Origin of the sequence: Herbidospora cretacea (genome assembly GCF_001570605.1) — a bacterium.
In the GTDB taxonomy this organism is placed as follows: Bacteria; Actinomycetota; Actinomycetes; order Streptosporangiales; family Streptosporangiaceae; genus Herbidospora; species Herbidospora cretacea.
The window spans coordinates 83066-108225 of the sequence record NZ_BBXG01000008.1 but is presented as its reverse complement, the minus strand read 5'-3'; the positions used below and the strand labels follow the sequence as shown (position 1 = coordinate 108225).

Sequence of the window (25160 nt, the reverse complement as noted above, 5' to 3'; positions counted from 1 at the left end):
CATGACCGCGCAGATCGGCCGCTTCAGCGGCATCCACGTCATCGTCGAGTTCGAGGACGCCGACCCGGCGCTCCTCGACGACGAGTCGCTGTTACGCACCCTGCTGCCCAGGGCCATGAAGGAGTCGGGGGCGACCGTCATGGAGGTGGTCTCCCACCGTTTCGTCCCCCAGGGGGTCACCGTGCTGACCCTGCTGGCCGAGTCGCACGCCTCGTTGCACACTTATCCCCAGCACCGAGCTGCGTTCGTCGACGTTTTCACCTGCGGTGACCGGGCCGACCCCCGGAAGGCCGTGAGCGTTCTGGCCGCCGAGCTGACCCCCGGCCGGGTGACGACCAGGATCATCGGCAGGGGCGGCCAGCGGGTGGAGGTACCCCTGTGATCCAGCACGACGGACACCTGTGGATCGACGAGCCGACGACCCGGGGCACGCGCCGGCTCTGGCGGGTCGACGAGGTCCTCCACGAGGAGGCCACCCCGTTCCAGGACGTCGTCGTCGCCGTCACCGAACAGGGCGCGAGCCTGTTCTGCGGCGGCGAGCGCCAGTCGACCGAGTTCAGCCAGCTCGTCTACCACGAGGCCCTGGTCATCCCGCCGGCCCTGCTCGCCGACCGCCTCGACCGCTGCCTGGTCATCGGGTCGAGCGAGGGCGTCGCCTGCCAGATCCTGGTCGCCGCCGGCGCCCAGGCCGTCGACCACGTCGACATCGACCGGCGGGCGGTCCGCATCTGCGCCGACCACCTGCCCTACGGCTACACCGTCGCCGACCTCGCCGCCGCCGAGCGGGCCACCGGCCCGATCAGGATGCTCTACGAGGACGGCTACGCCTTCCTGGAGTCGGCCGCCGGCTACGACGTCATCGTGGTCGACCTCCCCGACGAGAGCCCCGAGGGCGACGCGCAGCACGACCGCCTCTACGGAACCCCGTTCCTGGAGATGTGCCGCAAGGCGCTGGCGCCCGGCGGCGTCGTCTCGACCCAGGCGGGCTGCATGACGATGTGGCGCAACGACACGCTGCGCCGTTCCTGGGACCGCTTCACCCAGGCGTTCCCGTCGGTGGTCTACTACGGCTCCGACGAGCACGAGTGGGCGTTCGTCAGCGCCCGCGCCGACACCCTGGCCGACCCGGTCGGCCTCATGCGCCAGCGCCTCGAGCGCCTGCCCTACCGCCCCGTCTCGATCGACGACGCGGCCCTGACCGGCAACACCGTGCCGCCCCGCTCGCTGCGGGGTTAGGGGACCTCGGAGGGGATCTCGGCCGTCCGTTCGCGGAGCCGGTCGCGGATCTCCTCGGGGGTGTAGGCCCGGCGGCGGCGCTCCGCGCGCACCGCGACGACTCCGCCTGCCGCTACCCCGGCGAACGCGGCCAGGCCCAGGATTTTCCACCAGCGCATGTGCTTAGGTTACCGATATGAGCGGCATCACCCTCGACGAAGCGCTGACCCAGACCCGGACCGGAGACGTCTGGGTCTTCCGCGGCCGTTCGGTCCCCGACCGGGCCATCCAGATGACGACCAACAGCCCGGTGAACCACGTGGGGATGTCCGTCGTCATCGAAGACCTCCCGCCGCTGATGTGGCACGCCGAGCTGGGCAAGTCCCTCGTCGACATGTGGACGGGAACGCGCCAGCGCGGCGTGCAGCTCCACGACCTGCGCGAGGCCGTGACGACGTGGTCGAACAGGTACGGCCAGCGCGGCTGGCTCCGCCAGCTCCAGCCCGACGTGACCCGCGAGATGGAGGACGCGGTCCTCCAGACGATCGCCCGCCTCGACGGCACCCCCTTCCCCTCGACGGCGCGGCTGGCCGGGCGGTGGATGCGGGGACGGCTGCCGTCGCGGCGGTCGCGGGACATGGCGCTGGAGTCGGCCTACTGCGCCGAGGTGGTCGCGGTGACCTACGAGGCGATGGGGCTGCTGACCGGCCGCAAGGCGGCCAACTGGTACGACCCGGGCCGCTTCTGGAGCGGCGACCGGCTCGACCTGGCGACGGGCTACCGGCTGGGCGACGAGATCGCGGTCGAGATCCCGAAGGTCGACCTTCCGAAGACCTGACCCCGCGCGGTAGGTTCGGCGATGGCGGGCTCCACCGCCCAACCTCCTTCAGCGGGTCTCCACGCGGCCCGTCGTTCGCGGGGGCAAAGGGGACATCATCGCCTCTGGAGCGCGGCGGATCCCGTTCATCTGGCGAGAACCGAAGCGGCTGGGCCGGACATCGCGGGCGTGGGCCGGGTGCCGGCGTGGGCCGCGATGGAGTCGTCATGACCGGGAAGAAGCAGCTCAAGGCGCGCATCCGGGCGCGGATGGCCAAGACGGGCGAGAGCTACACCACCGCCCGCACCCACGTCGCCGGCGCGACGGGGCCCGAGACCGACCACGGCTGGACCCTCCACGGCGGGCGTCACTCCGCCTCGGCCGCGGTGGCCGGCATCCTGCGCAACGGCGGGTTCCCCGTCAGCGAGCCGCTGGTCTACGTGGCCGGGGGAGGGATCGGCGCGGGCTACATCCTGTGGGAGTTCAAGCGCGACGACGCCGCCACCCTCGTGCTGGGGTTCCGGAACCGGTGGCAGTATCCGCTGAAGTGGATGGACACCACGCTGACCCGGCTCGGGGTGCCCTTCGACGTCCACCTGACCGGCGGGGCCAAGGGGGCGTCGGCGCGGTTGTCGGCCGAGCTGGCCGCCGGGCGGGCGTGCGTGGTGCTGCCCGACCGCTTCCACATCGGCTACTGGCACCTCCCCGCCCACCTCGACGGACACGGCGGGCATCCCGTGGTCGTCTACCGGGAGGACGAGGGCGGGGTCTACGTCGACGACCGCAACCTCGCCCCGCTGCGGGTCGAGCGGGAACGGCTGGACGCGGCGCGGGCGCGGGTGGGGTCGTACAGGAACATGCTCCACGCCATCACCCCGGCCAAGCCCGACCTGGAGGAGGCGGTGCTGGCCGGGCTGCGCGACTGCGCGGAGCATCTCAGCGGTTCCTCCGACTCGTTCTCGCTGCCGGCGTGGCGCAAGTGGAGCCGCACGGTCGTCGACGGGTCGGCGGCGAAGGGCTGGCCGAAGGTGTTCGCCGGGGGGCGCGGGCTGGCGGGCGCGATGCTGTCGGCGTGGGAGGCGGTCGAGCCGGTCGGCAGCGACGGCGGCAACCACCGCGACCTGTTCGCCGACGGCCTGGCCGAGGCCGGGGACCTGCTCGGTCTGCCGCTGCACGACCTCGCGGCCGAGTTCCGGCGCATCCACGGGCTGTGGCACGACTTCGCCGAGACGGCGCTCCCCGAGGCGGAGAACCGGCGGGTGCGGGAGCTGCTCGTGGCGATCCGGGCGGCCGTGGCCGAGGGCTCGTCCGGCACGGCCGACGCCGAGGCGGCGGCCCGGGAGCTGTGGGCGCTGAAAGCGGAGGCGATCCCTCCCTCGCCCGGCTTCTTCCCGGCGCTGAGCGAGCGGCTCGCGACCATTCACCACGCGGAGACCGCCGCCGTGGCGGCCCTCCGCGAGGCGCTGCCGCCGGTTGGTCAGCCGGGGCGGCCCGTGTAGAGAACCTCGCCCTGCCATTCCCCGCGCGGCTGGGTGTGGAGACGCCAGTAGTGGCCGGCGATGTCGTCCGGGTCGAAGGCGCCGCCCGGGGCGACGGCGCCGGCCACGGTGACGCTGGCGAAGTGGACCCCTCGGCCGCCCCACTCCGCGTCGAGCAGCGTGACCAGGGCGCGGACGCCGGCCTTGCCGAGCGAGAGGCTGACCCGGCGGGGGTCGGGCTTCGGCATGCCGCTGGTGACGAGGAAGGTGCCGCTGCCGCGCTCGGCCATGGCGGGGGCCACGTGGGCGGCGGCGACCAGGGCGCCGACCACGTTGACCGCCCAGGCGTTCTTGTGCTCCTCGACCGACAGGTCTCCGGGGCCGTCGGTGCGGACGATCGCGGCGTTGTAGACCACCACGTCGGGCAGGCCGTGGCGGTCGGCCGCCTCGTCGAGCGCGCGGCGCAGCGCCTCCTCGTCGGTGCTGTCGGCCACCAGGGTCGAGGGCGCGCCCACCGCTTCGGCCGCCGCCCGCAGTGTCCTCTCGCTCCGGGTGATCAGGGTGAGGGCGTATCCCTCGCGGGCGAACCGGCGGGCCACGGCCTGGCCGATTCCCGGACCGGCCCCGATGACGACTGCTGAGGGCACCTGCGTCTCCCCTTCTCCCACGGACGGTCTGAAGGGCTCATCCCCGGGGGACGGTCAAGCCGAAGGTGCCGGTCAGGCTGATTTGGGTGGGGTCTCGCCGGATCCCCGGGGGCGCAGGGTCACCGGGACGGTGACCTTCCGGACGGGCGTGGCGGGGTCGGCGATCCGGTTGCGGAGCATCGTGATGGCCGTGTCGCCGATCGCGGCGTCGTCCTGGGCGACCACCGTCAGGTCGGGGCGGAGCAGGGTCGCCAGTTCCGAGTCGTCGAACCCGACGACGGCCACGTCGTCGGACCGGTCGCGGAAGCGGCGGACGATCTCGACGCTCAGTGTCGCGTTCCCGGTGATGATCGCCGTGGCCGCGCCGGGGCCCGACAGGGCGCTCTCCAGGGCGGCCTGGATGCGGTCGGGCAGTATCGGGCCCGTGTGGATCATGTGGTCGGCCGCGCCGCCGCTCGCCCGGACGCACGCCCGGAACGCGGTGGCGCGTTCCTGCGCGGTGAAGATGCGCTCGTCGTCGCCGATGTAGGCGATGCGGCGGTGGCCGTGGGCGACCAGGTGGGAGTAGGCCGTCTCGATGCCGGCCACGTTGTCCGACAGGACGCAGTCGACGTCGAGGCCCAGGACCGGGCGGTCGACCGCGACCAGCGACAGACCGGCCGCCAGTTCGGGGACCAGGTAGCCGTGGTCGGCCCCGATGGGTTCGAGCAGTATGCCGTCGAAGCGGCGGCGGCACATCGACTCCACCACGTGGCGCTCGATCTGCTCGTCGTCCTCGGTCGAGGCGGCCAGGACCATGAGGTCGGCCTTCCTGGCGGCGCGTTCGACCGCCCGCAGGACCGGGTTCACGTGGGACAGCTGGCGGACCGCCGCGCCGAGGGTGCCGGTCACGCCCAGGCGCAGGTGCCTGGCCCGTTCGTCGGGGCGGTAGTCGAGGTTCGCGATGGCGGCGCGGACCCGTTCGACGAGTTCGGCGCCGACGGTCGCGTCGTCGTTGACGACCCTGCTGACCGTGCGCAGCGCCACGCCCGCCTCGCGGGCGACGTCGACCATGGTGGGTCTGCGGCCTCTGCGCGGCCTCGGCTTCTCCTGCATCCGCCCATCATGCGCATGATCGCCCGCTGACGCCATTCGGCCCGTGACCAATTCGTTGCCCGCCTCGCTCTTGAAACCTCCGCGCAACACTCTACGGTATCGGGATAACGTTATCTCAATCGGCTTCGGGGAGCCGGATCAGCGACGAGGAGGGCTGTGCTGATGCGCAGAACTTTGATATTCGGCCTGGCCGCGGTGCTGGCGGCGGCCGGTTGCGGGGTGGGCGAGACCACCCAGCCCGAGAGCGGCGCCGCGGCGTCGGGCGGGAAGGTCGAGTTGAGCTTCCTGGTCTTCGAGACGCCCAACCTGGACGCGGCGTTCTGGGACGCCGCCATCGCGCGGGCCTCTGCGAAGGTCCCCGAGGTGACCATCAAGAAGCTCGTGACGCCCAACATCGACCGCACGGCCTACGCCAAGCAGCTCGACGCGGCCGGGAACCTGCCCGACATCCTGCAGTCGGTCAACCCCGCCGGTTTCGCCCAGGCGGGCAAGCTCGCGCCCTTCACCGACGAGGAGCTGAAGAACTTCATCGCGCCGAAGGCGGGGGCCATCGGGGGCAAGGTCTACCAGCTCCCGTACAACACGCAGGTCATCCCGGTTGTCTACTACAACAAGGACCTGTTCGCCAAAGCGGGCATCACCGCGCCGCCGACGACCTACCAGGAGCTTCTCGACATCTCCAAGAAGCTCAAGGACGGCGGCACCACCCCGTTCGTCGTGGGCGGCGGCGGCGCCGACACCTGGGCGGACATGTACCCGCTGACCGGCACGGTCGCCACCGACGTCTACAAGAAGACGCCCGACTGGCTGCTCCAGCGGGCCCAGGGCAAAGTCAAGTTCACCGACCCCGACTTCGTCGCCGCCGCGAAGAAGATCGAGGACCTGGCGAAGAACGAGTACATCGACCCGGCGGGCCTGAGCAGGTCCTACGCCGACACCGAGCAGGCCTTCCGCGACGGCAAGGGCGCCATGTACCCCATGGGCTCCTGGTTCGCCACCTCGGCCGACGCCAACAAGCCGTCCTTCGAGGTCGGGGCCTTCCCGTGGCCGACCGACGACGGCTCCCCGGTCACGCCGACCTTCACCGGCGGCGGCACCCTGGTGAGCGCGACCGCGAAGAACGTCGAGCTGGCCAAGAAGTGGGCGCTGGCGTTCGACGAGGACAAGGAGAACAACGACGCGTTCGTCCGCAAGGACGGCTCGATCCCGGCGATCAAGGGCTACACCCCGCCCGCCGACATGGGGCCGGTCTACAACGCGACCGTCGAGATCTACACCAAGGGCATGGCCGACGGCTCGATCTTCGACGCCTTCTCCCAGGAGGCCGGCGACGGCGCGCTGCCCCCGGGCCTGGCCGACAAGGCCGCGCTCGGCGTGCAGGACCTGATCACCGGCAAGAAGAACGCCCAGCAGTTCGCCGAGTTCCTCGACGACGAGTACGCCAAGGCGACCCAGTAACCTCCATGCCCCAGCAGACCCGGCACCGCGGGGCGCGCGTCCGCGCGCCCCGCGCCCTCCCGATCGGCCGACCGGTACCACGATGACCCAGATCCAGCAGAGCGGGGCGACCCGATGACACAGACCATGCGCCCCCCGGCGCGGGTGAAGGCGCGGCCCGCGCCCCCTCGGAGGAGATCCGGCAGGTTCCTGCCCGGCCTGGGCAGATTCGCCCTGTTCGCGCTCCCCGGCCTGGTGGCCTACGCACTCTTCGTGCTCGTGCCGATCGGGATGACGGCGTACAACAGCCTGACCAACCTCAACCCGTTCAACCCGCCGACCCGGTTCGTGGGCCTGCGGAACTACGTCTCCCTGCTGGGCGACACCGAGTTCCGGCAGGCGCTGGTCAACACGATCATCGTCACGGCCATCATCACGGTGCTGGCCAACGTGGGCGGGCTGCTGATCGCGATGCTGCTCGACCGGCCGACCAGGCTCTACGTGCTGCTGCGCGGGGTGTTCTTCACCCCGGTCGTGCTGAGCTCGGTCGTCATCAGCGTCATCTGGCAGGCGATCCTGACCGACGACGGGCTGCTCAACTCGGCCCTGCGCGGCCTCGGGGTCGACGAGCCGCCGGGCTGGCTGTCCGACCCCGGCCTCGCGCTCTACTCGATCGCCTGGATCATGACCTGGCAGATGCTCGGCTTCTGCGTCGTGGTCTACCTGGCCGGGCTGCAGGGCGTGCCGCGCGAGCTCAACGAGGCCGCCTCGATCGACGGCGCGGGCGCGCTCCAGCGCTTCCGCAACGTGACCTGGCCGATGCTCGCCCCGGCGCTGACCATCAACGTGGTCATGCTGCTGATCACCGGCTTCAAGGCCTACGACCAGGTCCGCGTGATCACCAACGGCGGGCCGGGCAACGGCACGACGGTGACCATGGCGTTCCAGGTCGTGCAGACGGCCTTCGTGAGCAACCGGATCGGCTACTCCTCGGCGCTGGCCGCGGTGATGCTCGCGATCGTCGCGTTCATCTCGGTGGTCGTGCTCCGGTTCCTGCAGAAGAGAGAGGTGTCCCAGTGAACGCGCGGCCGATCGTCGCCACGTTCGTGGGTGTGGTGTTCTTCCTGCCCCTGTACCTGGTGCTGGTGAACATCTTCAAGCCGAGCGCGGCCGTGGTGGCCGACCCGGCCGGGCTGCCGTTCCCGCCCACGTTCGACAACCTGGCGGCGGTGCTGAACCGGCCCGACCACCTGTTCACCTTCGGCCTGATCAACTCGATCGCCGTCACGGCCCTGTCGGTGACCGTGCTGACGATCTTCTCGGCGATGCTGGGCCACTACCTGGCCCGCTCGCGGCACTGGGGCGCCAAGGTCGCCATGGGCACGCTGCTGTGCGGGCTGATGATCCCGGTGCCGGTCATCATGGCCCCGATCACGACCGTGCTGAAGTGGTTCGACCTGATGACGACCCTGCAGGGGCTCGTGCTGGTGAACGTCGGCTACTACGTGCCGTTCGGGGTGCTGCTGTTCACGGGGTTCGTGAAGAGCGTGCCGCTGGAGCTGGAGGAGGCGGCGGCGCTCGACGGCGCGAACCGGTTCCGGGTGTTCTGGCAGGTGGTCTTCCCGCTGCTGCGGCCCGCCTCGGCCAGCGTGACGATCTTCCTGGGCGTGTGGATCTGGAACGACTTCCTGACCCCGCTCATCGTGCTCGGCCCCGACAGCGGCACGACCGTCACGGTCGGCGTCTACCGGGCGATCGGGCAGTACCAATCGGACTTCGGATCGGTCTTCGCCTTCATGTTCCTGGCCACGCTGCCGATCCTGATCTTCTACCTGGCCCTGCAGAAGAACTTCGTCAAGGGCCTGACCGGCGGGGCGGTCAAGGGATGAGCCTGACGATCGAGTCCACCGAGCTGTTCGCCGGGCCGGCCGAGGCCCCCCGCCAGATCCTGCGGGTCACGACGTCGGCCCCCGGCCTGATCGACATCGAGGTCACCGGCGAGGCGCAGGGGGAGCTGCGGGGTGTCCCCGGCAGGGGAACCCATGAGGTCCCGGTCACCACCGACGCCGAGCCGGGACAGATCGCGAATATCGCGGTCCGGGCGGGCGACGTCCACGAGCGGGCGGCCATGACGGTGGCCGAGCCCGGCTGGAGCGTCTACCTGGTCTCCCACTTCCACTACGACCCCGTCTGGTGGAACACCCAGGCCGGGTACGCCAGCGAGTGGGAGGACCAGCCGGACGCCCAGGAGATCCGGATGAGCTTCCAGTTCACCGCGTTCCAGCTCATCGACGCCCACCTGGAGCTGGCCCGGCGCGACCCCGACTACAAGTTCGTGCTGGCCGAGGTCGACTACCTCAAGCCCTACTGGGACACCTTCCCGGAGAACCGCGCGATCATCGCCGACCTGGTGAACCAGGGCCGCCTGGAGATCATGGGCGGCACCTACAACGAGCCCAACACCAACCTGACCGGGGCCGAGACGACGATCCGCAACGCCGTCTACGGGGTCGGCTTCCAGCGCGACGTCCTCGGCGGCGAGCCCTCGACCGCCTGGCAGCTCGACGCGTTCGGGCACGACCCGCAGTTCCCCGGCATGATGGCCGACGCCGGGCTCACCTCGTCGGCGTGGGCGCGCGGGCCGTTCCACCAGTGGGGGCCGATCCTGGAGGTCGGCACCTACGACACGCCGCACGGCGACCCGTCGGACATGCAGTTCCGCACCGAGTTCGAGTGGATCTCCCCGTCCGGGCGCGGCCTGCTGACCCATTACATGGCCGCCCACTACGGCGCGGGCTGGTCGATGGACTCGGCGCAGACGCTGGAGAAGGCCGAGGAGTCGGTGTACGGCCTGTTCCTCGACCTCAAGAAGGTCGCCGCCACCCGGAACGTGCTGATCCCGGTCGGCACCGACTACAGCCCGCCGAACAAGTGGCTGACCGACATCCACCGCGACTGGAACGCCCGGTACGCGTGGCCGAGGTTCCTGTGCGCGATCCCGAGGGAGTTCTTCTCGGCCGTCACCGCCGAACTGGCCGCCGAGGGCCGCCGCCTGTCGCCGCAGACCCGGGACATGAACCCGGTCTACACCGGCAAGGACGTGTCGTACATCGACACCAAGCAGGCCCAGCGCGCCGCCGAGAACACGCTGCTCGACGCCGAGCGCTTCGCCACGCTGGCCTGCCTGGCCGGTGGGGCCGAATATCCGGAGGCCGCGCTCGACAAGGCCTGGCGGCAGCTCGTCTTCGGGGCGCACCACGACGCCATCACCGGGACCGAGTCCGACCAGGTCTACCTCGATCTGCTGGCGGGCTGGCGGGAGGCCTACGACCTGGCCGAGGAGGTCCACACGGCGGCGCTGGCGCACCTGGCGGCCCGCACCTCCACCGAGGGCCGCAGCGTGATCGTCTACAACGCCAACGCCTGGCCGCGCACCGATGTCGTGCGGGTGACGGTCCCCGCGCCGTTCACCGGCCTGGCCGCCGAGGGCGGGAGCGAGATCCCGTGCCTGGTCGAGCGGGCCGACGACACCAGGGCCGAGATCGTCTTCCTGGCCCGGGACGTGCCGTCGGTCGGCTACCGGTCCTACCGCCTCGCCGCGTCGGGAGCCGGTGAGGGGTGGGCGGCCGAGGAGACGTACACGATCGAGAACGAGTTCCACCGGCTCACCGTCGACCCGCTGCGCGGCGGCGGGGTGGTCTCCCTCGTCGACCTGACCACCGGCGACGAGCTGATCACCGCCGGCGAGGTCGGCAACGAGCTGGTCGTGTACGAGGAGTACCACGAACACCCGGTCTTCCGTGAGGGCCCGTGGCACCTGCTGCCGACGGGCGCGTCCACGGGCAGCGCCGCCCACCCCGCGCGTTCGGTGACGACCGAGCGGTCGCGGCTCGGCCGGCGGATCACCGTCACCGGCTCGCTCGGCCCGGTCGCCTACACCCAGACGGTGACGCTGTGGGACGGCCTCGCGCGGGTCGACTGCGCCACCCACGTCGACGCCTTCGACGGGGCCGACCAGCTGCTGCGGCTCCGCTGGCCGTGCGCGGTGCCGGGCGCGGTGCCCGTCTCCGAGGTAGGCCACGCGGTCGTCGGGCGGCCCTTCGCGCACCCCGACGTCGACACCGCCGAACACCCGTGGACGCTCGACAACCCGGCCTACCAGTGGTTCGGCCTGAGCGCGCCGGCCCGGATCTCCTTCGCCGACGGGACGGGCGTGCCGATCGCGGTCGCCGAGATCGTCGTGCCGCACGAGGAGGACACCGCCGACGCGCGCGACCTGGCCGTGAGGCTGGCCCAGTCGGGCGTGACCTCGACGACCTCCCACGCCCACGGCACCCGCTACGGCCTGCTGTCGTTCGACTCGAACCTGCCCGACGTGCGGTTCTCGCTCGGCGGGCCGCTGGAGAACACCTTCACCGCCGAGGCGCTGCGGGCCGCCGGGCCCGCCTACACCGAGGAACTCGACCGGCAGCTCGCCGAGAAGGGCTCGGCGGTCGTCTGGCTGCCCGCCCGGTTCACCCGCGAGCAGGCCTTCCACCCCGAGTCGGACCTGCGCGGCGCGCTCGATCTGCCCGTCGTGGTGGTCGTCGGCCGGCCGGACAACGTTATCGAGGACCACGTCGTCCGGATCGACCAGGTGGCCGGCCACACCGGCCACGCCGGCAACACTGAGGAGCGCCGGACCGTCGCCGTCCTCAACCGGGGCGTGCCCGGGTTCGCGGTCGACCTGAAGGGGCGGCTGCACCTGTCGCTGATGCGGTCGTCGACCGGCTGGCCGTCCGGGATGTGGATCGACCCGCCGCGCCGGACCGCCCCCGACGGGACCGGGTTCGGCCTCCAGCACTGGAGCCACACCTTCGACTACGCCATCGCCTCAGGCGGCGGCGACTGGCGCGACGCCGGGATCGTCGCCAAGGCGCACGACTACAACCATCCGCTGCGCCCGGTCGTCGAACCGGCCCACGACGGCCCGCTGCCCGCGACCGCCTCGCTCGTCACCGTGGAGCCCGCCGGGGCGGCGGTGCTGGCCGCGTTCAAAGCGGCCGGGAACCCGACGGCGGGCGGCGGCGCGCTTCCGGCCGACCCGCGCGCCGGGATCGCCGCGCGGTTCTACGAGCCGCACGGCAGGCCGGTCTCGCTCCGGGTGACCTCGCCGTTCCCGCTGGCCGAGGCGGCGGTGGCCGACCTGCTGGAGACCGCGTCGAGCGAGGCCAAGGTGCGCGACGGCGCGCTGGCCGCCGACCTCGGGCCGAGCGAGATCGCCACCTTCGTCCTGAGAACCGGCACGCGGGACCCCGAGGGGCCCGGCGACCGGCTGGGCCGGTCGGCCGAGCCCGCCCAGCCGGTGTACTCGCGCTACTGGCTGCACAACCGGGGGGCCGCGCCGCTGGGCTACCAACCGCTGAGCGTGCACGCCCGGCCCGCCGCCGGGACGGTGACGGTCTCGCTGGCCAGCGACCTCGTCGACGCCGCCGCCGAGGGCGAGGTCCGCGTGGTCGTGCCGCCCGGCTGGGCGGCCTCGCCGTCCCGTCGTCCGGTACGGCTCCCGCCGCGCGGCTGGACCACCTTCGACGTCGCGGTGACCCCGGCGGCCGACGCGGGGGAGGGACCCTGGCCGGTGGCCGTCACGCTGGAGCACGGCGGCCAGGTCCACGAGGACGTCGTCTTCTTCGACGGCTCGGGGAACCCGATCGGCCCCGGTCCGGCCTCGCTGCTCGTGGTGGACGTGCCGCAGGAGGGCCTGTCGCTGTCCCCGGGAGAGCGGGCCGCGCTGCCGGTGAGCCTGACCAACCGGGCCCGGTACGCCGTCCGGGGCGAGGTCCAGGTGCTCGGGCCGTGGGGCACCTGGGAGGTCACCGGGCCGCTCATCCACCCGCTGGACATCGGGCCCGGCGAGAGCCGGACGCTCGACGTCGTCGCCGACGTGCCGCTCGGCATGCGGGTGGGGGAGTGGTGGCTGCTGGTCAAGGCCATGTGGTTCGGACGGGTGAGCTACTCGCCCGCCGTGCCGTTCGAGGTGCGGGGGGCATGGTGATCGCCGCCCTCGTGGAGGGCACCCCTGTCACGCTGGAGCAGGTCACCGCGCGGATGGCCGCACTGCGCCGCGGTCCCCGCGGTGACCTGCTTCCGGCCGACGGCACCACCGAGGGCCGCCAGCTGCGCCGCTGGGTCGTCCAGCTCCTGGTGGCCGAACGCGTGGTCGCCGCCGAGGCCCGCCGGCGGGGGCTGCGCCCCGGCGGGCCGCCGATGGAGCTGTCGGCCACCGCCCGGCTGGAGCTGGGCAGCGTCATGGCGGCCGTGCTGGCGGGCGACCCGCTCGCCCAGGCCGTCTACCGCGACCTCACCGCCGACGTCACCGTCCCCGACGAGGCGGTGGGCCGCTACTACGCCGCCAACCCCGACCGCTACCGGCCGGGACCGGCCCGGCTGGTCACCCACCGGGCGATCACCTACGCGGTGACGGCCGCCGAGATGGTGCCGGAGGCCGTCTTCACCGCCCCGGAGGGGGCGCGGGTGGGGGAGTTCGTCGTGGGGGCGTACACGCGCCGGGATCTGACCCTCGCCGAGGCGGCGCCGCGGATCCGGGCGCTGCTCCTGGACGCCGCCCGGCGGCGGCGGTTCGCGCTCTGGGCGGACGCCCGGTGCGCGGCCGCCGTGTTAACGCCCGGTTACGAGCACCCCGGCGACATCAGCCATCCGGATCACACGCACCGTCACTGAAGTGCCAAGTTCAAGGGGTGTCCAGGCAATTCTCAGCAAAAGTCCGTAAGGTCCACCCATGAACTGGAAACAACGGGTGAACGTTGCACTGGGCGAGTTCACCGGGTTCCATCTGACCAAGATGGGTGAGACACCGTCGATGAGCGCCACCAAGGCCGGGAAGGCGACGAAGGCGGCCAAGCCCGCCTCCGCGCCCGCCTCGGAGGTCCGGCCGCCGGCCGACGTCCGGACCGACCGGCTGCTGCGCGCTCCGATCTTCGTGATGTCGCCGGTTCGGTCGGGCTCCACTCTGCTGCGCTCGATCCTCAACGCCCACTCGCTGCTGCACGCCCCCCACGAGCTGCACGTACGCCGCCTCACCGTCGGATTCGGCACCGGGCTGGCCGAACGGGCGATGCACGCCCTCGGCCACAACCAGGCCGACCTGGAGCACCTGCTGTGGGACCGGGTGCTCCACCGCGAGCTGCTGCGCAGCGGCAAGAGCCACATCGTCGACAAGACCCCGGCCAACGCCTTCGCCTTCGAGCGCTTGGCGACCGCCTGGCCCGACGCCCGGTTCGTGTTCCTGCTGCGCCACCCCGTCTCGATCGCCCGCTCCTGGCACGAGGCCGACCCGGAGAAGCGCGACTTCGAGGCGGCGGCGGCCGACGCGCTGCGCTACATGAAGGCCGTGGAGCGTGCCCGCAAGGGGCTGGAAGGTCACACGGTCCACTACGAGGAGCTCACCGACGACCCCGAGGGCCAGGTCCGCAAGATCTGCGAGTTCCTCGCCATCCCGTTCGAGCCCGCCATGCTGCGCTACGGCTCCTCGCAGACGGTGGTGCAGAAGGGCCTGGGCGACTGGAAGGACAAGATCCGCTCCGGTGAGGTCCAGAAGGGGCGTGAGCTGCCCGACGAGTCCGAGATTCCCGACCTGCTCCGCCCGATGAGCGTTAGCTGGGGGTACCTGTCCAAGTGAAGATCCGCTATATGCTCCTCCACGCGTTCGGCATGGGTGGAACAATTCGGACCGTCATTACCCAGGCCAACGCCATGGCAGCCCGCGGCCACGACGTCGAGATCGTCAGCACCGTCCAGCGCCGTGACCGCCCCCAGTTCGAGATCGACCCCCGCGTCAAGATCAGCTCCATCGTCGACGAGCGCGGCGGCGTCGAGCCGGTCACCTTCGCCGACCGCGTCATGCGGCGGCTGCGCGGCAAGGCGGTGCCCGAGGGCGAGTTCGCCGCCCACTGGTTCACCGCCCACGTCGAGAAGGCGGTCACCGAGTACGTCGCCGCCCTCGACGACGGCATCCTGGTCACCACCCGCCCGGGGCTGAACCTGATCGCCGCCCGGCACGGCCGCAAGAGCGTCGTGCGGGTCGGCCAGGAGCACATGAACCTGCGCACCCACAAGGAGCCGGTCCGCCAGGACATCGCCCGCCACTACGGCCGGCTCGACCTCGTCACGGTGCTGACCCGGACCGACATGCACGAATACCAGCGGCTCGCGCCGGGGGTGAAGACCCGGCTGATGCCCAACTCGGTGCACATCGGCGGGCGCCGCCAGTCGGACCTGGTCAACCCCCGCGTCATCGCGGCGGGCCGCCTGAAGGCGCAGAAGGGCTTCGACCTGCTCATCCCCGCCTTCGAGCAGGTCCCGCACCGCGACTGGACCCTCGACGTGTACGGGGAGGGCTCCCTGCTCCCCAAGCTGCGGGGCAAGGTCACCCAGACCGACCGGATCCAGTTCCGGGGCCGCACCGAGAAGCTCTGGGACGAGCTCGCCGACTCCTCGATCTACGTGCTCAGCTCCCGGTTCGAGGGCCTGCCCATGGTGATGCTGGAGGCGATGGCCCACGGCCTGGCCGTGGTCAGCTTCGACTGCCCGACCGGCCCCGGCGACGTGATCGTCGACAACGTCAACGGCGTGCTGGTGCCGCCCAAGGACACCACCGCGCTGGCGGAGGGCATCACCCGGCTGATCGAGGACGACGCGCTGCGCAAGCGGCTCGGAGCGGCGGCGCTGGAGACGGCCAGGAACTACACGGCCGACTCGATCATGCCCCGCTGGGAGGCCCTCTTCACCGAACTGCTCGCGAGGCGTTAGCCCCGGTATTACCCTTCATCGGTGATCCACGGCATCGACGTGTCCGACTGGCAGGGCCCCGTCGACTGGACGGCCCACGCGGAGAGCGACGCGGTGTTCGCCTTCGCGCGCGCCACCGAGAGCGACCGGCTCACCGACACCCGTTTCGCGGAGAACTGGACGGCCATGGGCCGGGCCGGTTTCGTCCGCGGGGCCTACCACGTGGGTCGCCCGCTGGGCGACGCCCGCGCCCAGGCCAGGCACTTCCTCGACACGGCCAGGCTCGCCCCCGGCGACCTGGCCGCGCTGGAGTTCAAGGCCACCGACGGGCTGCCCGCCCCCGAGGTCGCCGAGTTCGGCCGCCGCTGGTGCGCCGAGGTCACCCGCCGGACCGGGCTGCGCCCCTTCGTGTGGACGCACCTCCACTTCGCGGCCGAGGGCTTCTGCGACGGGCTGTCGGGCTACCCGCTGTGGATCGCCGACCCCGCCCGCCCGGCCGGGCAGCCGAGGGTGCCGGCCCCGTGGACCGGCTGGGCCATCCAGCAGTACGCCGCCAGCCCGCTCGACCTCGACGTCTTCGCGGGCACCGTGGCCGAGCTGATCGCCCTCGGCGCACCGGACCGGCGCGGGAAATAGGGATGCGGGAATCCCGGTAGGCTCGGCCTGTCATCCGCGCTCGTTCGTCTGAGGAGAACCATCGTGTCCGCAATCACCGTCACCGTCGCAGGGGTCGAGCGTTCGGTAACGGAGGGCACGACGTACGGCGAGCTGCTGGAGGCCGACGGGCGGACCGTGATCGCGGCCCGCGTCCCCTCCGGGTTGAAGGACCTGGCCGCTCCGGCGGAGGAGGGCGACGCCGTCGAGCCGGTGGAGATCGGCAGCGACGACGGCCGGGCGATCATGCGCCACTCGGCCGCCCACGTGATGGCCCAGGCCGTCCAGGAGCTGTTCCCCGAGGCCAAGCTCGGCATCGGGCCGCCCGTGGAGAACGGCTTCTACTACGACTTCGACGTGAAGGCCCCGTTCACGCCCGACGACCTCAAGCGCATCGAGAAGCGCATGCGCGAGATCGTCAAGCAGGGGCAGACCTTCTCCCGCCGGGCCGTCTCCGACGACGCGGCCCGCGAGGAGCTGGCGGCGGAGCCGTACAAGCTGGAGCTGATCGGCCTCAAGGGCGGCGCCGACCAGTCTGACGTGCAGGGCGACAGCGGCGAGAGCGTCGAGGTCGGCGGCGCCGAGCTGACGATCTACGACAACCACGACCCCAAGAGCGGCGACCTCAAGTGGAAGGACCTCTGCCGGGGTCCCCACCTGCCCACCACCCGCGTGATCCCCGCCTTCAAGCTGATGCGGTCCGGCGGCGCCTACTGGCGCGGCAGCGAGAAGAACCCGCAGCTCCAGCGCATCTACGGCACCGCCTGGGAGTCCCGCGAGAAGCAGGACGAATACCTCGCCTTCCTCGAGGAGGCCGAGAAGCGCGACCACCGCAAGCTGGGCGCCGAGCTCGACCTGTTCTCCTTCCCCGACGAGCTGGGCTCCGGCCTTCCGGTCTTCCACCCCAAGGGTGGCGTGATCCGCAAGGTGATGGAGGACTACTCGCGCAAGAAGCACGAGGAGGCCGGCTACTCCTTCGTCAACACGCCCCACATCACCAAGGACAACCTCTACAAGGTCTCCGGCCACCTCGACTGGTACGCCGACGGCATGTTCCCGCCCATGGAGCTCGAGGGCGCGCGCTACTACCTCAAGCCGATGAACTGCCCGATGCACAACCTGATCTTCCGCGCCCGGGGCCGCTCCTACCGCGAGCTGCCGCTGCGCACCTTCGAGTTCGGCACGGTCTACCGCTACGAGAAGTCCGGCGTGGTCCACGGCCTGACCCGCGTGCGCGGCCTGACGCAGGACGACGCCCACATCTACTGCACCCGCGAGCAGATGCGCGGCGAGCTCGTCTCACTGCTCCGCTTCGTCCTCGACCTGCTGCGCGACTACGGCCTCAACGACTTCTACCTGGAACTGTCGACCAAGGACCCGGTGAAGTTCGTCGGCGACGACGCGACCTGGGAGGAGGCGACGACGGTCCTGCGCGAGGTCGCCGAGGGCGAGAACCTCGAACTGGTCCTCGACCCGGGCGGCGCGGCCTTCTACGGCCCCAAGATCTCCGTCCAGGCCCGCGACGCCATCGGCCGCACCTGGCAGATGTCGACCATCCAGCTCGACTTCAACCTGCCGGAGCGCTTCGAGCTCGAATACACCGCCGCCGACGGCTCGCGTCAGCGTCCCGTCATGATCCACCGGGCGCTGTTCGGCTCGATCGAGCGGTTCTTCGGCGTGCTGACCGAACACTACGCGGGCGCGTTCCCGGCGTGGCTGGCCCCCGTCCAGGTCGTCGGCATCCCGATCTCCGACGACCACGTGGCCTACCTCCAGGACGTCGCGAAGAAGCTCAGGGCCCACGGCATCCGGATCGAGGTCGACTCCTCCTCCGACCGGATGCAGAAGAAGATCCGCAACGCCCAGAAGTCGAAGGTGCCCTACATGCTGCTCGCGGGCGACGACGACGTGGCCGCCGGGGCGGTGTCGTTCCGCTACCGCAACGGCGAGCAGAACAACGGCGTCCCGGTCGACCAGGCCGTCGCCGAGATCGTCGACGCCGTCGAGCGCCGCCTCGCCTGACGTCTGACACATCGGCAAGGCCGGGCCCCCGGGGGCCCGGCCTTTTCCACGTGCGCGGGCCTCGTGCGCGGGCCTCGTGCGCGGGCCTCGACGTGGGCCTCGACGTGGGCCCAAAGTCCCAGGGGAACACGGGGGCTGGGCCCAGTTTCCGGGACGGCGGCGCCCACCTGGCGAATCGGGTGACATGTCCGCACATGGTGGTGCGAACGTGGCGGAAGATAAGGACGTGAACGTGACCTGTGGCGGCGTCGGGACGGCGGACCCGTGCTGAGCGACGACTTCTCGCGCCCCGGTTCGGGTGGCCGTCATGACGAGATCGCGCACCGCGATCCGCGACCGGCCACGCGCTTCGGCCAGCGCGCGCGGTACGTCCTGGTCATCGCGGCCGTGATCGGCATCGCGGTCGCGGTCCCGCCGCTGCTGATCCCCAGGGAGGGCCTCAACGCGGAGGCCGGCGCGCGGGCGACCCCTCTCCCCGGGAGTTCCCCGCCCTCGGCGCCGGCCCCGGCTCAGACACCGGCTCAGACACCGGCTCAGACGTCGGCCCGGACGCCGGCTCCGTCTTCCGGCGCGGAGCCCTCCGAGAGGGCCACCACCGTCGTCCGGGTGACCGTCACCCCCAAGCCGCCGCGTCCTCGCCATCCGTCCTGTGCCGCCGCCGGGAACTCGGCGGTCACGGAGGTCACCGCCGTGCCCGCCTGCCTGATCTACGCCGCCGCCCTCGGCAGCGGCTGGCAGGCCACCGGCAGCGGCACCAACGTGGACCCCGGCCGGAAGGTCCCCGACGGCCATGAGGCCGCGGTCCGGATCCAGAAGCGCACCCACAGCCGCGAGCAGCCCGCCACCATCACCCTGCTGGCCGACTCCGCCGTCGCGACGCGGCCGGACACCCGGCTCCGGTTACGGATCTTCGGCGGACGCCAGTACGGCACCATCCTGCGGCTGTCGGCCTCCCCGTCGGCCGGGCGGCCGGGCGGCCGGTCGGTCACGCTCCAGGCGCCCCCGGAGAAGTGGGCCACCTTCGTCGTGCACGTCGGGGCGCTCTCCCCGTCCCGGTTGCGGCGCATCGACATGGCCATCGCCACCGACCAGCTGCCCCAGGCCTACGAGTTCTACCTCGACGACATCACCCTGGGCCGGTGAGATGGCCCAGGTCGTGGATCCGCTCGTCGCCCCCGCCGCGATCTGCCGGACGGTCCTGCTGGGCCGGGCGGCCGTCGTGCTCACCTCGGCCGGGGCGGGCCTGCTGCTGGTGCCGGGCACCTGGCGGGTGCTCTCGGTCGTCGCGCTGACCGTGGTGGCCACGGTCGCCGAGGTCACCGTGCTCACCCGCCGCCCGGCGATCGTGCGCCGCGCGCTGCCGGTGATCGCGGCCGACTGGGTCGTCGCGTCGGGGGTGCTGCTGCTGAGCCGGGGCGGCATGGCCTACTTCTGCTTCGCCGCCGGTTCGGCCGCGCTGGCCGGGGCGCTGATGGGCATGCGGGCCCTGCCGATCTGGGCCGTCCAGGCCGCCTTCGGGTTCGGCGCCGCCGCCTGGGCGCTGCGGGCCGCGCCCTACAGCCCCGACGTGGCGGCGTTCGTGATGGCCTTCCCCATGCTCAGCGTGCTGGCCGGGATGGGCGGCGCGGTCGCGGCGGCGGCGCTGGTCCGATACGTGGACCTGAGCGTGGAGGCGGCGTCCTCCGCCCAGCGGTCGGCGGCGGCCGACGAGCGGGCCCGGCTCGCCCGTGAGCTGCACGACTCCGTCAGCAAGACGCTGCGGGGCGTGTCCTTCGCCGCCCTCGCGCTCCCGTCGTCGCTGCGCCGCCACCCGGCGCTCGCCGAACAGCTCGCCGACACCGTGTCCAAAGGCGCGGAGGTCGCCGCCCGGGAGGCCAGGCAACTGCTGGAGGGGCTGCGCGGCGACTCGCCCGACCGTTCGTTCGGGGACGTCGTCCACGAGATCTGCCGTTCCTGGCAGCAGGACATCGGCCTGACCATCCGGGTCACCGTCGCCTGCGCCGAGCCGGGCGTCGCGGTCCGCTACGAGATGATCCGCCTGCTCCAGGAAGCGCTCACCAACATCCGCAGACACGCCCACGCCTCCCATGTCACCATTCGCCTGACCCAGTCCGGAGGTGTCCTGGAGCTGATCGTCGGCGACGACGGGGTCGGCTTCACCATGCCGGAGGAGCTGTCCCGGTTGCAGTCCCAGGGCCATTTCGGCCTGGTCGGCATGGCGGAGCGGGCCCGCGCGGTCGGCGGTCACCTGCGGGTGCGGTCGTTCCCCGGGGCGGGCACCGTGGTCACGGCCGTCGTGCCGGTGGCCCAGTTGACGGAGGTGGGCGAATGAGCCAGGTGATCGACGTCCTGATCGTCGACGACAACCCGATCGTGCGCGCCGCCATGTCGGCGTTCCTGGCCGCCGACGCGCGGCTCCGGGTGGTGGGCGAGGCCGGCAACGGGTACGACGGCCTCGCGGCGGCCCGCCGCCTGCGCCCCGGGGTGACCCTGCTCGACCACCGCATGCCGCTGGCCGACGGGCTCTCGGTCGTGTCGGAGATGAGCCTGCACACCCGGGTGCTCGCGCTGACCAGCGACGACACCGAAGACGTCATCGCCGCCATGCTGCGGGGCGGGGTGCGCGGCTACCTCGTCCACGGGCAGTTCGACCCGCCCGAACTGCTCAGCGCCGTGCTGGCCGTGGCGGAGGGACGGGGCTGGCTGTCGCCGGTGGCGGCCTCGGTGGCCACCTCGCTGGTGCGGGGACAGGCCGAACGCGACCAGGAGCAGCGGGACCGGGCCGAGCGCAGGCATGCCGTGCAGGCCAGGTTCGGCATCACCCGGCGGGAACGCGAGGTGCTGAACCTGCTGGCGCAGGGGCTGAGCAACGCGTCCATCGCGATCCGGCTCGGGCTCACGGAGAAGACCGTGAAGAACCACCTGAACAGCGTCTTCGGCAAGCTCAACGTGGGCAGCCGCACCGAGGCGATGGTGGTGTGGACGGGCGGCCCCGGAATTGGGCCGTGACGGTCAGCCGTCCTGGGACTTAGGGCCTAATCCGCCGGGCGGGCGGGTGGCTAACGTTCGACGCGCACCGAACGTCTCCCCACTTCAAAGGACATCGATGTCTCCCCTCAGCCCATGGCGCAGAGCCGCGACGATCGTGCTGGCCGCGGTCCTGCTGCCCTCGTCGGCCGCCATGGCCAACCCGCACGCCGCGCACCGGGCGGCGCCCGCGGCGGCGTCCACAGCGGCGTCCACAGCGGCATCCACAGCGGTGGCCTCTCCGTTCCCGACCGCCAAGCCGCTGCCGGTGCCGACCTTCACCACGCCGCCGCCGTTCGCGCAGTACCGCGAGATCCACGCCAACTGCAAGCCCACCCACCACCTGGCCGACGACCCGATCGTCTACCCGGGCCTGGCGGGCGCGTCCCACTTCCACACCTTCGCCGGGAACACCACCACCAACGCGAAGTCGACCCGCGCCTCCTTGCTCCTGGGCAAGTCGAGCTGCGAGGACGTGAAGGACAAGTCGGCCTACTGGATCCCGACCCTGTACCAGAACGGCACGATCGTGAACCCGCAGATCGTGACGACCTATTACAAGTCGGGCGTGAAGGACTACCGCACGGTGCAGCCGTTCCCGGCCGGTTTCCGGCTGATCGTCGGCGACATGCGCACCACGTCGGCCGCGGCCTTCCAGGGCACCTGGACCTGCGGCGGCGGCACCTTCAACGACTTCCCGAAGTCCTGCCCGTCGGGCAGTTCGCTGATCGTGCGGCTGAAGGCCCCGAGCTGCTGGAACGGCCGTGACCTCGACTCGGCCGACCACAAGAGCCACATGGCCTACCCGGTGAAGAGCGTGTGCCCGGCGGCGTTCCCGGTCCCGCTGCCGATGCTGGAGATCAAGGTCCCGTACAAGCTGCCCGGCGGCCGGACCGACGGCCTGCGCTACTCATCGGGCGGGAGCTTCACCTTCCACTACGACTTCATGGAGGCGTGGGAGGGCAACCGGCAGGCCGAGCTGGTCAAGCACTGCATCAACGGCGGCCGCCAGTGCAACGGCTACGGCATCGACAAGGGCAAGCCCTAAGCAGCGCCAAGCAAGAAGGCCGGGCTCCCCGCGGGGCCCGGCCTTCTCCGACGTCTCAGGCGGCGGCTTCGCCCGGCTTGGCCTCGCCCGGGAGGCGGACGTCGTCGACGGTCACGTTGACCTCGACGACCTCCATCCCGAGCATCTGCGACACCGAGGTGGCCACGCTCGACTGCACCTCCGCCGCGACCTCCATCACCACGTGTCCGTAGACGATGACGATCGTGATGTCGATGGCGACCATGCCGTCCTGGATCTCGGCGCGGACGCCCTGGCTGGCGCGCTTGCTGCCGAGGCCGATGGTGTTGCGGGCCGACTCGAAGATCCGGGCCAGGTCGCCGCCGAGGTCGGCGACGCCGGGGACCTGCCTGGCGGCCAGGGCGGTCACCTTCTCGACGACCTCGTCGGCGACGGTGATCTTGCCCTTGAGGCCCGCGACGGAGATCTGCGGCTCCTGGGGGGCCTCTCCCTCGGACTCCGCGGAGGGGGACTCGTTCTGGTGCTCGTACGCGACGTCGGTCACACGATCATCTCCTCAGGTCAGCAGGATTCTGCCGGAAGATCGAAGGGTTTGTCCGGCGTTAGACCCGGTCGGCGGGGGTATCGCCGGCGGGTCCCCCATATGCTGGCCGACATGACAGACGTGCCCGACGCTTTCGGACGGCTCTGGACGCCGCACCGGATGGCGTACATCAAGGGAGAGAACAAGCCGACCGGTCCGGGCGCCGGTGACGGGTGCCCGTTCTGCGAGATCCCGAAGATGGACGACGCCGACGGGCTGATCGTGGCCCGGGGCGAGGTCGTGTACGCGGTCCTGAACCTCTACCCCTACAACTCCGGCCACCTGATGGTCTGTCCCTACCGGCACGTCTCCGACTACACCGACCTCGACACCGCCGAGACCGCCGAACTGGCCGGCTTCACCCAGAAGGCCCTCACCAGCCTCCGCGACGCCAGCGGCGCGCAGGGGTTCAACGTCGGGATGAACCTCGGGACGGTCGCCGGGGCGGGCATCGCCGCCCACCTCCACCAGCACGTCGTGCCCCGTTGGGGCGGTGACACGAACTTCATGCCCGTCGTGGGGCTCACGCGCGTTCTACCACAGTTGCTCCGGGACACCCGTGACTTGCTCGCCCAGGCATGGCCTGAGAAAACGTCGTAAGGCTGCACTACCCTGCCCAGGGTGACGGATGGGTTCTCTGGTGCCCCTGCTGGCGAGGCTGTCGGCCGTGTGCTCGGCACACAGTCGGCCTCGCCCCTGTCGTTCTGGATCGGCCTGGAGCCGGGGAAGGTCGTGCAGCTCGACGAGGTGGTGGTGACGCGGCGCGAGGTGCCCGGCCACGGCACGGTGCTGGTCGCGGGGGTGGTCACCCACGTCGAGGCCCGCCACGAGGGGGCCGCCTACGACTCCGACGTGTTCCTGATCGCCGGGGGGTCGCTGCCCGCCGCCGTCGTCGAGGTCGCGGAGGTGCGGGTCACCCGGGTGGAGCCCGAGGTGTTCGTGCCGCCGCTGCCGGGGGCCCCGGCGTTCCGGGCGAAGGGGGCCGACCGCGACCAGGCGCTCTATTTCGACGTGATGGAGCGGCGGGTGCCGATGGGCATCGGGCGCGACGGCGAGGCCGCCTACCTGAACTTCGACTTCCTCGACGGCACCCGCGGCGCCCACGTGTCGATCTCCGGGGTGTCCGGGGTGGCGACCAAGACCTCGTTCGCGACGTTCCTGCTCTACTCGGTGTTCAACTCCGGGGTGCTGGGCGCCGAGGCGGCCAACACCAAGGCGCTGATCTTCTCGGTCAAGGGCGAGGACCTGCTGTTCCTCGACCACGCCAACACCCGCGTCGACGACCACGCCCGCTCCGGCTACGCCACGCTCGGGCTGCCCGCGCAGGCGTTCCGGAGCGTCCACGTGTTCGCGCCGCCGAGGCCCGGCGACGTCCACGGCGTGCCCCACGTCACGGCCCGGACCAAGGGCGTCAGCTCCTTCTACTGGACCCTGGCCGAGTTCTGCGACAACGAGCTCCTGCGCTACGTGTTCGCCGACGCCGACGACGAGAAGTCGCAGTACAACCTGCTGATCGGCCAGATCGCGGCCCGGCTGAAACTGCTCGCCGAGCCGCTCGGCTCCTCGGGGGCGGTCAAGGTCGACGACGCCGAGTGCCGCACCTACCCCCAGCTCGTCGACCTGATCGACGAGCGGCTGGCCGACGAGTCGACCCGGGCCACCTGGACGGGCTTCCCGACGCCGCTCGGCACGATCAACGCGTTCCTGCGGCGGCTGCGCAGCTCGATCAGGTCGCTCACCCCGATCGTGCGCGGCGACCTGCCGGCCGGGCGGCCCCACTCGATCGGCGTCTCCGACGCCCAGGTGACCATCGTCGACCTGCACAACCTGCCCGAGCGCGCCCAGCGGTTCGTCGTCGGCGTCGTGCTGCGCGGCGAGTTCGCCCGCAAGGAGCTGTCGGGCTCGGCCCGGCCGCTGCTGTTCGTGGTCCTCGACGAGCTCAACAAGTACGCCCCCCGCGACGGCGACTCCCCGATCAAGGAGATCCTGCTCGACGTGGCCGAGCGCGGCCGCTCGCTCGGCGTCATCCTGATCGGCGCCCAGCAGACCGCCTCCGAGGTGGAGCGGCGTATCGTGGCCAACTGCGCCGTCCGGGTCGCGGGAAGGCTCGACCCGGCCGAGGCCACCAGGTCCGAATACGGCTGGCTGACGGGCACCGCCCGCGACCGGGCCACCATCGCCAAGCCGGGCACCATGTTCGTGGTGCAGCCGGAGATCCCCGTCCCGCTGGCCGTCAACTTCCCGTTCCCGGCCTGGGCCACCCGGCCCTCCGAGGCCGGGGCGGCCCCCGTCTCGTCCCCGGCGTCGATCGCGGCGCACGACCCGTTCGCCGGGCTGCCCGCCCCCGAAGACGACGTTCCCCCATTCTGAA

Annotated in this window: 23 protein-coding genes; 19 read left to right on the top strand and 4 right to left on the bottom strand. The window is 71.7% G+C overall.

The annotated features are described in order from the left end of the window. The first annotated feature begins 1 nt into the window (after position 1). Positions 2-382 (top strand): adenosylmethionine decarboxylase, encoded by a 381-nt coding sequence (gene speD, locus AW270_RS17410; protein WP_061296138.1) that lies wholly within the window; start codon positions 2-4, stop codon positions 380-382. After that, the gene (locus tag AW270_RS17405; RefSeq protein WP_061295399.1) at positions 379-1236 is read left to right on the top strand and encodes a spermine/spermidine synthase domain-containing protein; all 858 of its coding nucleotides are present in this window, start codon (positions 379-381) and stop codon (positions 1234-1236) included. The genes speD and AW270_RS17405 overlap by 4 nt, the downstream gene beginning before the upstream one ends. Here AW270_RS17405 and AW270_RS39580 read toward each other — a convergent pair. Further along, a complete protein-coding gene (locus tag AW270_RS39580) occupies positions 1233-1394 on the bottom strand; it encodes a hypothetical protein (RefSeq protein ID WP_169807327.1) in 162 nt (53 codons plus the stop codon). The genes AW270_RS17405 and AW270_RS39580 overlap by 4 nt on opposite strands. 17 nt (positions 1395-1411) lie before the next feature. On the opposite strand from AW270_RS39580, the gene AW270_RS17400 reads away from it, so the two are divergent. Both AW270_RS17400 and AW270_RS17395 read left to right on the top strand, forming a co-directional pair. After that, entirely contained in the window at positions 1412-2053 is a 642-nt protein-coding gene (locus AW270_RS17400) for a hypothetical protein (RefSeq protein ID WP_061295398.1), read from the top strand. Positions 2054-2259: 206 nt separating this feature from the next. Continuing rightward, positions 2260-3531, top strand: a complete 1272-nt coding sequence (locus AW270_RS17395) for a BtrH N-terminal domain-containing protein (RefSeq protein WP_061295397.1) — start codon at positions 2260-2262, stop codon at positions 3529-3531. Here AW270_RS17395 and AW270_RS17390 read toward each other — a convergent pair. Continuing rightward, complete coding sequence (locus tag AW270_RS17390; protein WP_061295396.1) at positions 3510-4157, bottom strand: SDR family NAD(P)-dependent oxidoreductase; 648 nt, start codon at positions 4155-4157, stop codon at positions 3510-3512. The two genes, AW270_RS17395 and AW270_RS17390, sit on opposite strands and share 22 nt — an antisense overlap. 72 nt (positions 4158-4229) lie before the next feature. Beyond that, positions 4230-5252 (bottom strand): LacI family DNA-binding transcriptional regulator, encoded by a 1023-nt coding sequence (locus tag AW270_RS17385; RefSeq protein ID WP_218009245.1) that lies wholly within the window; start codon positions 5250-5252, stop codon positions 4230-4232. A gap of 162 nt (positions 5253-5414) precedes the next feature. On the opposite strand from AW270_RS17385, the gene AW270_RS17380 reads away from it, so the two are divergent. The 13 genes from AW270_RS17380 to AW270_RS17320 all read left to right on the top strand — a co-directional run bounded on the left by AW270_RS17380 (position 5415) and on the right by AW270_RS17320 (position 22227). Further along, a complete protein-coding gene (locus AW270_RS17380; protein ID WP_061296135.1) occupies positions 5415-6710 on the top strand; it encodes an ABC transporter substrate-binding protein in 1296 nt (431 codons plus the stop codon). A 114-nt stretch (positions 6711-6824) separates the two neighbouring features. After that, entirely contained in the window at positions 6825-7769 is a 945-nt protein-coding gene (locus AW270_RS17375; RefSeq protein WP_061295394.1) for a carbohydrate ABC transporter permease, read from the top strand. Next, on the top strand, positions 7766-8578 hold the full coding sequence (locus tag AW270_RS17370) for a carbohydrate ABC transporter permease (protein WP_061295393.1): 813 nt from the start codon (positions 7766-7768) through the stop codon (positions 8576-8578). The genes AW270_RS17375 and AW270_RS17370 overlap by 4 nt, the downstream gene beginning before the upstream one ends. Further along, positions 8575-12723 carry a glycoside hydrolase family 38 N-terminal domain-containing protein gene (locus AW270_RS17365; protein ID WP_061295392.1) on the top strand — a complete coding sequence of 1383 codons (4149 nt, stop codon included), beginning with the start codon at positions 8575-8577 and terminating at the stop codon, positions 12721-12723. Before AW270_RS17370 ends, AW270_RS17365 begins: the two co-directional genes overlap by 4 nt. Next, positions 12717-13409, top strand: a complete 693-nt coding sequence (locus AW270_RS17360; protein WP_061295391.1) for a DUF7158 domain-containing protein — start codon at positions 12717-12719, stop codon at positions 13407-13409. The genes AW270_RS17365 and AW270_RS17360 overlap by 7 nt, the downstream gene beginning before the upstream one ends. Positions 13410-13467: 58 nt before the next feature. Further along, a complete protein-coding gene (locus tag AW270_RS17355) occupies positions 13468-14367 on the top strand; it encodes a sulfotransferase family protein (protein WP_061295390.1) in 900 nt (299 codons plus the stop codon). Between the two features lie 74 nt (positions 14368-14441). Beyond that, a complete protein-coding gene (locus AW270_RS17350; protein ID WP_245674745.1) occupies positions 14442-15497 on the top strand; it encodes a glycosyltransferase family 4 protein in 1056 nt (351 codons plus the stop codon). Positions 15498-15518: 21 nt separating this feature from the next. Beyond that, entirely contained in the window at positions 15519-16112 is a 594-nt protein-coding gene (locus AW270_RS17345) for a glycoside hydrolase family 25 protein (protein ID WP_061295388.1), read from the top strand. A gap of 63 nt (positions 16113-16175) precedes the next feature. Continuing rightward, a complete protein-coding gene (gene thrS, locus AW270_RS17340) occupies positions 16176-18152 on the top strand; it encodes a threonine--tRNA ligase (RefSeq protein WP_082801618.1) in 1977 nt (658 codons plus the stop codon). 264 nt (positions 18153-18416) lie between these two features. Continuing rightward, positions 18417-19295: a hypothetical protein gene (locus tag AW270_RS39575; protein ID WP_061295386.1), complete on the top strand. Its 879-nt coding sequence runs from the start codon at positions 18417-18419 to the stop codon at positions 19293-19295. Position 19296: 1 nt separating this feature from the next. Next, on the top strand, positions 19297-20484 hold the full coding sequence (locus tag AW270_RS17330; protein WP_061295385.1) for a sensor histidine kinase: 1188 nt from the start codon (positions 19297-19299) through the stop codon (positions 20482-20484). Then, entirely contained in the window at positions 20481-21161 is a 681-nt protein-coding gene (locus tag AW270_RS17325) for a LuxR C-terminal-related transcriptional regulator (protein ID WP_061295384.1), read from the top strand. The genes AW270_RS17330 and AW270_RS17325 overlap by 4 nt, the downstream gene beginning before the upstream one ends. A 97-nt stretch (positions 21162-21258) precedes the next feature. Then, the gene (locus tag AW270_RS17320; RefSeq protein WP_061295383.1) at positions 21259-22227 is read left to right on the top strand and encodes a DUF1996 domain-containing protein; all 969 of its coding nucleotides are present in this window, start codon (positions 21259-21261) and stop codon (positions 22225-22227) included. 55 nt (positions 22228-22282) lie between these two features. Here the strand turns inward: AW270_RS17320 and AW270_RS17315 are convergent, their stop codons facing one another. Further along, positions 22283-22750, bottom strand: coding sequence for an Asp23/Gls24 family envelope stress response protein (locus AW270_RS17315; protein ID WP_061295382.1), 468 nt, complete (start codon positions 22748-22750; stop codon positions 22283-22285). A 111-nt stretch (positions 22751-22861) separates the two neighbouring features. On the opposite strand from AW270_RS17315, the gene AW270_RS17310 reads away from it, so the two are divergent. Together AW270_RS17310 and AW270_RS17305 are read left to right on the top strand one after the other, a co-directional pair. Next, positions 22862-23389, top strand: a complete 528-nt coding sequence (locus AW270_RS17310) for an HIT family protein (RefSeq protein ID WP_245674744.1) — start codon at positions 22862-22864, stop codon at positions 23387-23389. A gap of 69 nt (positions 23390-23458) precedes the next feature. Next, positions 23459-25159 (top strand): ATP-binding protein, encoded by a 1701-nt coding sequence (locus AW270_RS17305; RefSeq protein ID WP_245674743.1) that lies wholly within the window; start codon positions 23459-23461, stop codon positions 25157-25159. The last annotated feature ends 1 nt before the right edge of the window (position 25160 follow it).